The sequence below is a fragment of the Geodermatophilus sp. SYSU D00663 genome (assembly GCF_054050655.1).
This window is the reverse complement of the sequence record NZ_JBJGZT010000013.1, coordinates 131,205-141,238: the sequence shown is the minus strand read 5'-3', so window position 1 is coordinate 141,238 and position 10,034 is coordinate 131,205. Positions and strand designations below refer to the sequence as shown.

At 77.0% G+C, this 10,034-nt stretch carries 11 protein-coding genes; 5 read left to right on the top strand and 6 right to left on the bottom strand.

From position 1 onward, the window contains the following. Window positions 1-110: 110 nt before the first annotated feature. A complete protein-coding gene (locus tag ACI79Z_RS12455; protein WP_456902804.1) occupies window positions 111-1,355 on the bottom strand; it encodes an MFS transporter in 1,245 nt (414 codons plus the stop codon). Window positions 1,356-1,388: 33 nt separating this feature from the next. On the opposite strand from ACI79Z_RS12455, the gene ACI79Z_RS12450 reads away from it, so the two are divergent. The 3 genes from ACI79Z_RS12450 (at window position 1,389) to ACI79Z_RS12440 (ending at window position 2,903) form a co-directional block, all read left to right on the top strand. Continuing rightward, the gene (locus ACI79Z_RS12450; protein WP_387986954.1) at window positions 1,389-1,802 is read left to right on the top strand and encodes a hypothetical protein; all 414 of its coding nucleotides are present in this window, start codon (window positions 1,389-1,391) and stop codon (window positions 1,800-1,802) included. A 62-nt stretch (window positions 1,803-1,864) separates the two neighbouring features. Beyond that, complete coding sequence (locus ACI79Z_RS12445) at window positions 1,865-2,674, top strand: DUF998 domain-containing protein (protein WP_456902803.1); 810 nt, start codon at window positions 1,865-1,867, stop codon at window positions 2,672-2,674. Window positions 2,675-2,714: 40 nt separating this feature from the next. After that, window positions 2,715-2,903, top strand: a complete 189-nt coding sequence (locus ACI79Z_RS12440) for a hypothetical protein (RefSeq protein WP_387986948.1) — start codon at window positions 2,715-2,717, stop codon at window positions 2,901-2,903. Here ACI79Z_RS12440 and ACI79Z_RS12435 read toward each other — a convergent pair. Continuing rightward, entirely contained in the window at window positions 2,894-3,808 is a 915-nt protein-coding gene (locus ACI79Z_RS12435; protein ID WP_387986945.1) for a DMT family transporter, read from the bottom strand. The genes ACI79Z_RS12440 and ACI79Z_RS12435 overlap by 10 nt on opposite strands. A 100-nt stretch (window positions 3,809-3,908) precedes the next feature. Continuing rightward, complete coding sequence (locus ACI79Z_RS12430; RefSeq protein ID WP_387986944.1) at window positions 3,909-4,661, bottom strand: SDR family oxidoreductase; 753 nt, start codon at window positions 4,659-4,661, stop codon at window positions 3,909-3,911. Between the two features lie 86 nt (window positions 4,662-4,747). Between ACI79Z_RS12430 and ACI79Z_RS12425 the strand changes: the two genes are divergently transcribed. Next, window positions 4,748-6,334, top strand: a complete 1,587-nt coding sequence (locus tag ACI79Z_RS12425; protein ID WP_456902802.1) for a helix-turn-helix domain-containing protein — start codon at window positions 4,748-4,750, stop codon at window positions 6,332-6,334. A gap of 63 nt (window positions 6,335-6,397) precedes the next feature. Here ACI79Z_RS12425 and ACI79Z_RS12420 read toward each other — a convergent pair whose 3' ends face one another. After that, window positions 6,398-7,156 (bottom strand): SDR family NAD(P)-dependent oxidoreductase, encoded by a 759-nt coding sequence (locus tag ACI79Z_RS12420; RefSeq protein ID WP_387986940.1) that lies wholly within the window; start codon window positions 7,154-7,156, stop codon window positions 6,398-6,400. 144 nt (window positions 7,157-7,300) lie between these two features. On the opposite strand from ACI79Z_RS12420, the gene ACI79Z_RS12415 reads away from it, so the two are divergent. After that, on the top strand, window positions 7,301-8,197 hold the full coding sequence (locus tag ACI79Z_RS12415) for a polysaccharide deacetylase family protein (protein WP_387986939.1): 897 nt from the start codon (window positions 7,301-7,303) through the stop codon (window positions 8,195-8,197). A gap of 6 nt (window positions 8,198-8,203) precedes the next feature. On the opposite strand, the gene ACI79Z_RS12410 is transcribed toward ACI79Z_RS12415, so the two are convergent. Further along, entirely contained in the window at window positions 8,204-9,235 is a 1,032-nt protein-coding gene (locus ACI79Z_RS12410; protein ID WP_456902801.1) for a heparan-alpha-glucosaminide N-acetyltransferase domain-containing protein, read from the bottom strand. A 32-nt stretch (window positions 9,236-9,267) separates the two neighbouring features. Beyond that, a complete protein-coding gene (locus ACI79Z_RS12405) occupies window positions 9,268-10,011 on the bottom strand; it encodes a DUF5995 family protein (protein WP_387986935.1) in 744 nt (247 codons plus the stop codon). Window positions 10,012-10,034 lie beyond the last annotated feature (23 nt).

The window sequence follows — 10,034 nt, the reverse complement described above, 5'->3', positions numbered from 1 at the left end:
TGTGAAGACCCCACCGCCCCCCCCCCCGCGGGGGGCGCGCGCCGGTCCCGGTGTGGGGGCCCCACCCCCGCGACCCCGCGGGGGGGGGGGCCCCGCCCCCCCCCCCCCCCTCAGCCCCGGCCCGGCGCGCTGCTGCGCCCGAGCAGCAGGGCCAGCACCAGGGCCCCGCCGATGCCGGTGCCCGCGACCACCACCGCGCCCGGCCACCCCGCCGCCGCCCAGGCCCGGCCGGCCAGCGTGCCGCCCACCGACGAGCCGACGTAGTACCAGAACGAGTACAGCGAGGCGGCCTGGCCGACCGGCCGCTCCCCCAGCGCCGCCCGCGCGGCCACCCAGCCGCTGGCCACGCCGTGCGCGGCGAAGAAGCCGACCGTCAGCACCGCCAGGCCCGTGACGAACAGCGCCAGCGGCGCGGCCAGGGTCAGCGCGAGGCCCGCCGCGGTCACCGCCAGCGCCACCGGGACCACCACCCGCCGCCCGGCCCGCTCGGCCAGGCCCCCGGCGACCGGTGACGCCACCGATCCCAGCAGGTAGGTCAGGAACACCAGCCCGGCCAGCGCGGGCGACAGCCCGTACGGCTCGGCCTCCAGCCGGAACGTGCCCGCGTTGTAGACCGCCACGAACCCGCCCATCAGCAGCGCCGCCAGCCCGTAGAGACCCAGCAGCACCGGGTCGCCGAAGCCGCGCGCGAGCTGGTGCAGCACCGGCGTCTCCCGCGGCACCGCGACGAACCGGCGCGAGTCCGGCAGCAGCACCCAGACGGCGACCGTGCACGCCACCGCGAGCCCGGCGATGCCGCCGACCGCCGCCCGCCAGCCGCCGAGGTCGGCCAGCGCCCCGGCGACCACCCGGCCGCTGAGCCCGCCGATCGCCGTGCCGCCGACGAACAGCCCGATCGCCCGCGAGCTCACCGAGGCGTCCAGCTCCTCGCGGAGGTAGGCGACGCCGACGGCGGGCAGCCCGGCCAGCGCGAACCCCTGCAGGCCGCGCAGGACGAGCAGCGCCTCCCACGCCGGCGCCGCCGCGGTCAGCACCGCCAGCCCGCTCGCCACCGCCAGCGCCGCCCGCAGCACCGGCCGGCGGCCGATCCGGTCCGACAGCGGGCCGAGCACGAGCAGCCCTAGCGCCAGCCCCGCCGTCGCCACCGAGACCGACAGCGTGGCCGCGGCCGGCGACACGGCGAAGGCACGGGTCAGCTCGGGCAGCAGCGCCTGCGGGGCGTACAGGACGGCGAACACGGCGACGCCGGCGAGGAACACCGCTCCCGACGCGCGGCGCAGGCCCGCGTCGCCGGCCCGGTGCCCCGGCGGCAGCGGCTCCTCCCCGCCCGGCGCGGCGGCGGGCGGGGGCGGCACGCGCCCATCGTGCCCGGCTGCTGGGATGGGCCCGTGCCCCGCCTCCGGCCCGCCGACGTCGCCTGCTGGGTGGTCAAGACGGCCCGGCCGCCCGAGGCGGTCGTCCCCGGCTGGCGCCCCGGGGAACAGGCGACGTTCTCCCGCTGCCTGCGCCGTTCCTACCGGCTCGGGCTCATGCGCCCCGGCGACCCGTGCCTGCTGTGGCTGAGCGGTCCCGACCGCCCGGGCGTGCACGCGACCGGGGAGCTCGCCGGGGAGGTCGGCGAGGACGCGGGCGGGCCGGTCGTCGTCGTCCGGCTCACCCTGCTCGCGGCCCCGGTGCCGCGCGGCGACCTGCTGGGCGACCCCGTCACCCGCGACGCCGAGGTGCTCCGCATGCCCGCCGGCAGCAACCCCTCCTACCTGACGCCCGCGCAGCACGCCGCCGTCCTCGCCCACCTCGGCTGACCCGCCGCCCGCGCGCGCGGGCGGCAGGGGCGGGCACGGGACCGGCTGGGACCATGGGCCGCATGCCCGGCAAGCGGATCACCTGGGGTGCGGTCGCCTGGCTGCTGACCCTGCAGTTCTTCGTCGTCGAGACGGTCGTGCAGCTGCGGTCGGTGCTGCCGTACTCGCGCTCGGCCGACACCATCAGCGCCCTCGGCGACGCCACCCAGCCGGCGCACGCGCTGATGAACGCCTCGTTCGTGGTGCAGGCCGGGCTGATCGGCGCCGGGGCGGTGGCGCTGCTGCCGGTGCTGCGCGGGCGGGCGGCGCGCCCGGCGGTGGCGCTGCTCGGCGTCGCCGCGCTCGGGGTGCTGCTGGTCGGCGTCTTCCCGCGGCTGACCTCGCCGAGCCTGCACACCGCCGGCACGGTGCTGTACCTGGTCGGCGGCGGCCTCGGGCTCATCGCGCTGGCCTACGCCGTGCGGCCGTGGTCGGAGGCGCTGGGCACCACCGTGGTCCTCCTGGGCCTGTTCGCCACCGCGATGACGGTCTTCTACGGCGCCGGGGTGGTCGAGCTGCTCGGCGAGGGCGGCACCGAGCGCGCCGCGGCGTACGTGCTGCCCGTCGGGCTCGCGCTGGCCGGCGCGGGGCTGTGGTGGCTCAGCCGGACCCGCGCGGAGCCCGACACCGGCCGCCTGACCCGGCGGCAGCTGCGGGCGCAGGAGCGCGAGCGGGAGCGGCTGGAGCGGGCGCGGCGCGCCGCCGAGCGGGACGACGCGCTCGAGGCCGCCGCCCGCCGCGCCGATGCGACCCGGGAGACCCCGGCCGACGCCGACGACGACCTGGACCCCGACGACCCGTGGGCCGGCCCCCGCCGGCGCCGGGAGCGCTGACCCGCTCGCGGGCGTCCGGGGGTACGGCCACGATGGGCTCGTGACCGCCGAGGAGGTGGGCCCCGAGCACCGCGCCGACCTGGTCGCGCGCACGCGGGCCACGGGCCTCGAGCCGTGGGCGCCCGGCGAGCACGGGCACCGGGTGCGGCTGATCCCCACGGCGGTCACCGGCCGGCGGATCGTGCCCGGGGAGCTGCCGCCCGCGGTGGACCCCCGCGCCTACCTCTGAGCGGCCGCCTCCAGCACCGGCTCCGGCTGCCGCACCGGGCCGCGGCGCCGGGACAGCGCCACTCCCGCCAGGCACACCGCACCCCCGGCGACGGCGAGCGCCGGCGGCACCTCGTCCAGCAGCACCCACCCGAGGACGACGACCAGCGGCGGCACCAGGTACGTCGTGACGCCGAGCCGGCCGGCCTCCGTGCGGGCCAGCGCGTAGGCCCAGGTGCTGAACGCCAGCGCCGTCGGGACGACGCCCAGGTAGACCGTCCCCAGCACCGAGGACGCCGGCGCGGCGGCCAGGTCGGACACCAGCGCCCCGGCCCACGGCAGGCAGCACGCCGCCCCGATCGCGCAGGCGGTCGCGGTCACCTGCAGCGGCGGCAGCCGGCGCAGCACCGGCTTCTGCGCCACCACGCCGACGGCGTAGGTCACCGCCGCGACCAGGCACAGCAGCACCCCGACCAGGTCGCCGCCGCTCCCCCGGCCGGCCGCCCCGATGAGCAGCACCCCGGCGAAGGCGACGGCGAGGCCGGCGACCAGCCGGCGCGGGAAGCCCTCGTGCAGCCACACCCCGGCGAGCACCGCGATCAGGATCGGGCCGATGTTGACCAGCATCGCCGTCGTCCCGGCGTCCAGGTGCCGCTCGGCGGCGTTGAGGGCGACGTTGTAGACGGCGAACCAGCCGACCCCGCAGACCGCCAGCAGCCCCCACTCGCGGCGGGTGGGGGCGACCCAGCCGCGGCCGAGCGACAGCAGCGCGAGCACCGCCGTCCCGACCAGCAGCCGCCCCAGCGCCAGCGCGCCAGGGGACAGGTCGGCGCCGACGGCGCGGATGCCGATGAAGGCCGAGGCCCAGGCGAGGACGGTGACGGCGACGGCGGCGAGGACGGGCAGGGACACCGGGCGGGCGGGCACCAGCCGACCGTAGGGGCCGCGCGTGCCCGCACACCGGCGGTTTCCGGACCTCGCCCTCGACCTGGCGCTCCCCTTGCGGAGATCGGCAGGGACGGCGCGCTCAGCTCCGGAGGTGCTCGGCGTAGGTGACCCGCCCGCGCGCCGCCTGCGGGCCGGGGAGCACGCCGCCCTCGCGGAAGGCGGCCGACAGCCGGCCCGGCAGCGGGGTGGCCACCACCCGCACCGAGGGCTCGCGGGCCGCCACCCACGCGTGGGCGAGGTCGGCGGCCGAGAGGTCCTCGGGCCCGCCGAACTCGACGACCTCCCCGCCGGACGGGGCCCCGGCGACGACCTCGGTGAGGAACCCGGCCGCCTCCCCGACGTCGACCGGCGCGGCGCTCCAGCCCATCGGCACGATCAGCACCGGCCCGCGGCGGGCGGTGCCGAGCATGTCGTCGACGAAGTCGTGCCACTGGGTGATCCGCACGATGGTCACCGGCAGTCCCGAGGCCAGGGCCACCTGCTCGGCGGCGAACTTGGCCCGGTAGTAGTTCCACGGCACCCGGTCCACCCCGACGATCGAGACGTGCACCAGGTGCCGCAGCCGGTCACGGTCCAGCGCCTGCACCAGCCGCCGGGTGCCGGCGACGTCGACCTGCCACGGGTTGCCCCGCGGGTCGGTGGCGGCGTGCACGACCACCTCGGCGCCGCGCACCGCCGTCGCGAGGTCCCGGCCGGTGGCCAGGTCGGCCCGCACCCCTCCCGGGCCGGTCCCCCGCCTCGACACCTGCCGCACCTGGTGCCCCGCCGCCTGCAGCGACGGGACCAGGACCCGGCCCAGCCTCCCTGTACCTCCGGTGACCACGACGTCCATGGGTGCAGTCTGGCCGGACCGGTCCTTCCCGTTCCACCGGCGTGCCGCAGCAGTCGTATCTCACGTGCGAGATACCGTTCCCGACCGTGACGGCGACCGAGCTCCCGGCCGAGACCACGACCACCCCCCTCTCCCCCGCTCCCTCCTCCGCGGCCAGCGCCACCCGGCGCATCGGCCTGCTGGTCCGCGACGCCCGTCGGCACCGCGGGCTGACCCAGCAGCAACTCGCCGAGCGGCTGGGCACCAGCCAGAGCGCGATCGCCCGGATCGAGCAGGGCGGGCAGAACCTCACCCTCGACCTGCTCGGCCGGCTGTCCGAGGCGCTCGAGAGCGAGCTGATCAGCGTCGGCCCGGCCGGCCCCACCCACCTGCGGGTCACCGGCGGCACGCCGCTGCGCGGCAGCGTGACGGTGAAGTCGTCGAAGAACGCCGCCGTCGCGCTGCTGTGCGCCGCCCTGCTCAACCGCGGCCGGACGACGCTGCGCAACGTGGCCCGCATCGTCGAGGTGGACCGGATCCTCGACGTGCTGCGCTCGATCGGCGTGGCGGCCACCTGGGACGGGACCGGCCGCGACCTGACCCTGCAGGTCCCCGACCAGCTCGACCTGGCCGGCATCGACGCCGACGCCGCCCGCCGGACGCGCAGCATCATCATGTTCCTCGGCCCGCTGCTGCACCGGGCCCGCTCGTTCCGGCTGCCCTACGCCGGCGGCTGCGACCTCGGCACCCGCACCGTCGAGCCGCACATGATCGCGCTGCGCCCGTTCGGCCTGGACGTCGAGGCGCACGCCGGTGAGTACCACGCCACCGTCGACCCGCGGGCCACCGCCCGGCGCACCATCGTGCTGACCGAGCGCGGCGACACCGTGACCGAGAACGCGCTGCTGGCCGCCGCCCGCACCGAGGGCACCACGGTCATCCGCAACGCCAGCTCGAACTACATGGTCCAGGACCTGTGCCTGTACCTGCAGCTGCTCGGCGTCGACGTCGAGGGCCTCGGGACGACGACGCTCACCGTGACCGGCCGGGCGGTGCTCGACGCCGACGTCGACTACACGATCAGCGAGGACCCGGTCGAGGCGATGAGCCTGCTGACCGCCGGCATCGTCACCGAGTCCGAGCTGACCGTCCGCCGCGCGCCCATCGAGTTCCTCGAGATCGAGCTGGCGGTGCTGGCCGAGATGGGGCTGCGCTACGAGCTGTCGCCGGAGTACCTGGCCGACAACGGGCACACCCGGCTGGCCGACGTCACCATCCGCCCGTCGCAGCTCAAGGCCCCGATCGACAAGATCCACCCGATGCCGTTCCCGGGCCTGAACATCGACAACCTGCCGTTCTTCGCGGTCATCGCCGCCTCGGCCACCGGCTCGACGCTCATCCACGACTGGGTCTACGACAACCGCGCGATCCACCTGTCGGACCTGACCCGGCTGGGCGCCGACGTCCGGCTCATGGACCCGCACCGGGTGCTCGTCACCGGCCCGACCCGCTGGCGCAGCGCCGAGGTCGTCTGCCCGCCGGCGCTGCGGCCCGCGGTCTGCATCCTGCTGGCGATGCTGGCCGCGCGCGGCACGTCGGTGCTGCGCAACGTCGACATCATCGCCCGCGGCTACGAGCACCTCTACGAGCGCCTGGTCGAGATGGGCGCCTCCATCGAGGTCTTCTCCGACTGAACGCGGCACCGGGAGCCGTCCGCACGTGTCGACGACCGGCACGTGCGGACGGCCTCCCGTGCCTCAGCGCTCCTGGGCGGTGGGGCGGACGAGGACCTCGTTGACCGCCACGTGCGGCGGCTGGCTGACGACGTAGGTGATCGCCCGCGCGACGTCCCCGGCCTGCAGCGGCGTCATCTCGGTGTACATCCGCACCGAGGCGGCCTTGGCGTCGGGCTGCGTGATGTGGTCGGTGAGCTCGGTGGCCACCGCGCCCGGCTCGACGAGGGAGATCCGCACGCCCCGGGTGGTCACCTCCTGGCGCAGCGACTCGCTGAAGGCGTTCACCGCCCACTTGCTGGCGTTGTAGACGCCGGCGCCCTTGCGGGCGGTGCGGCCGGCGACGCTCGAGACGTTCACGACGTCGCCGGAGCCCTGCTCGACCATGCCGTCGATCGCCGCGTGCGTCATGTACATCAGGCCGAGCACGTTGGTGGACAGCATCCGCCGCCAGTCCTCGACGTCGGCGCCGACGATCGTGCCGAGCAGCATCACGCCGGCGTTGTTGACCAGGACGTCGAGCCCGCCGAGCTCCTCCCGGGTCCGGGCGACGGCGGCCCGGCAGGACGCCTCGTCGGTCACGTCCAGGTCGAGCGTCAGCACGCGGGCGCCGTCGTCGCGCAGCTTCCCCGCCAGCGCGTCGAGCCGGTCGGCCCGGCGGGCGCCGATCGCCACGGCGGCGCCGGCCTCCGCGAGCGCGACCGCGGTCGCCTCCCCGATCCCCGACGACGCCCCGGTGACCAGGGCGACCCTCCCGGACAGTGGTCGGCCGGCGTCGGTCATGCGGTCCTCCTCCCGCGCCGCACCGTGCGGCACCCCGGCCAGCCTGCGCCCGCCCGCGCGATCCGGCAGCGCGGACCACAGCGGAACGAGACCGGTCGCTCCCGGTGGTTCCCAGCGCCCCCGCCCCGGGTCTAGGACCTCTCCATGACGACGCGACGCGGGTTCCTCCTGGGCGCCGGAGCGGGCGCGGCCGGACTGGCGGTGGGCGCCACCGGCGGCGTGCTCGTCGCGACCGAGGACGACGAGGTCCGGCGCCGGGCGACGGCGCGCGCCGAGGAGCGCTTCTTCGAGGCCGCCGGCGCGGCGGACGAGGGCGAGGGCGTCGCCCGGCTCGGCACCCGCCGCGTCGTCTGGAACACCACGGTCTCCGAGCCGGTCGCGGCGATCACCTTCGACGACGGGCCGACGCCGGAGTACACCCCGCGGATCCTCGACGCGCTCGACCGGGCCGGCGTCACCGCGACGTTCAACGTCATGGGCTGGAACGGCGTCCACCACCCCGACGTGCTGCGCGACGTCGTCGCCGCCGGGCACGAGATCGGCAACCACACCTGGACGCACCGGGACCTCACCACGCTCACCCAGCAGGAGACCCGGGAGGAGATGGTGCGCTGCAAGGACGAGATCGAGGCCCTCCTCGGACAGCCGTTCACCAGCTTCCGGCCGCCCCGCGGTGAGCTCACCGGCTACGCGCTGCGCATCGCCGCCGAGCTCGGCTACGACACCTTCATCTGGTCGGTCACCCGCGGCCCGGGCGACCGGAAGGAGGTGACCGAGATCGAGGACTACATGGGGCAGACCGTCACCGCCGGGGACGTCCTGGGCCTGCACGACGGCATCGGCCGCGGCACCTTCGACCCGCGGGCCGCCTTCGCCGTCGCGCTGGCCGAGCGGCGCGAGCTGGAGGTGCGGGCGCTGCCGTCCGCGCTGCAGCAGGTCGCCGACCGCGGCATCACCCTGGTCAGCGCCAACCGGCTGCTCGAGCGCAGCGCGGTCGAGCCGGTCGGGGGCAGCCCGCCGCCGGCGCCGGACGGCGACTGAGCGGCCTCAGACCCGCACGACCACCCCGCGGCGCAGCAGCGCAGCGCACAGCGCCCACGTCACCACGATCGAGAGCACCGGGTAGAGCCAGGCGGACACGGCCGCCCCGGCGACCGCGGTGACCCAGCCGTCGACCGCCGGCTGCACCCCGGGCGAGAGGACCGCGCGGAACACGACCTCGGAGAAGACGAACGCGACGATCGCCTCGATCCCCAGCACCTCGAACGGCCGGAACGGGCGCGCCGTCCCGCGCTCGTCGACCAGCCAGTGCAGCAGCGCCAGCGCCAGCAGCGCGATGCCGCCGGTGACCAGCACGAACGACGGCGACCACAGTCGCTTGTTCACCGGCACCAGCGGGCCGAGCGCCGCGCCCGCGGCGACCAGCGCGGCACCGCCCGCCGTCAGCCGGACCAGGGCCGCCCGGCCCGCGCCGGACCGCAGTGCCCGCCCGGCGAGCACGCCGAGGAAGACGGTCACCGCGCCACCCAGGTAGGAGTGCGGCGCCTCGGCGGAGAAGCGCAGGCCGAGGGCGGCGTCCACGGCGTGCCCCCACGACCGGTCGGGGCCGTCGCCCAGGACGACCGTGAGGACGCACAGCCCCGCCAGCACCCCGGCGGCGACGGGCACCTGCGCCGGGCGGGGCAGCCGGAGCAGCGCCCAGCACAGCAGGTAGGCCCCCGCGACGTGGCCGAGGACGCCCAGCCCGGCGGTCGGCGAGCCGTACTTGACCGTGACGACGAGCCAGCCGAGGACGGCGAGCTTGGCCACCCGGGCCAGCGCGGCCCGGGGCCGGGCGGAGTGCCGGGAGAACGGCACCGACACGCCCACCACCAGCAGGAAGACCGGGAAGACGACGTCGGCGACGTGCAGCCCGTCCCACGCCACGTGCTCGAGCTGGTCGGGGATCGCGGCGTTGCCGCGGTTGTCGACGAGCAGCATGCCGACGACGGCGAGCCCGCGCAGCACGTCGACCCCGCGCAGCCGGGGTCGCGGATGTGCGTCGACCTCCTCGCCGGGGACCTCCGGTCGCGCCGCCACGTCCCCACGCTAGGACGGCGCCGCCCCGGCCCTCATCCCTCCGGCAGGACGACGCCGAAGCCGCGCACGGCCAGCCGCAGCAGCACCGGCCCGCCGCGCTGCAGGTCGGTCACCCGCGCGGCCGCCGCGGCCTCGAGCTGGGCTACCCGGCAGGCCAGCGCCTCGGGCCCGTGCAGGCGCGCCCGGTGCAGGACGGTCGTGTTGCCCCACACCCGGCGCCGCGACTCGCGCAGCAGCGCCCGGGCCGCCGTCCGGTTGAGCCCGGCCAACACCCGGTCCACCGGCGTGCGGCGGCTGCCCGCGGCCTGCAGGGCGAGGTCCTCGGCGGCCACCCGGCCGGCCAGCACCTCGTCGATGCGCTCGTGGTCGCGGCGGCGGGAGTCCAGCAGCGGCGGGTCGGCGAAGTCGGCCGGGCCGATCACCCGCACCAGCGACTGCGGCAGGTCGAAGTTGATGTGCGCGTTCATGCCGAGCAGCACGTGCGCCTCCGGCCGGGCGGCCGGGTCGGTGCCGAACGCGGCCCGCCACGGCGCCGGCGGGGTGGCCGGGTCGCGGCGGTGCGCCTCCAGGGCGTCGAGGTACAGCCCGGCGAAGTCGACGTCCCACGCGGTCACCCAGTCCGGGTCCTCGAACCGGCCGGCGTCGATCGCCGCGTTCACCGCCTCGGTGGTGCGCAGGTAGGTGCCGAGGAAGTGGCGGGCCGGGTCGCCGGCGGCGACCAGGTCGTCGAGCAGGTCCTGCATGCGGGCGACGAGCTCGTCCACCGGTGCGGTCACGCCCGCGATCGTCCCCGCGCCGC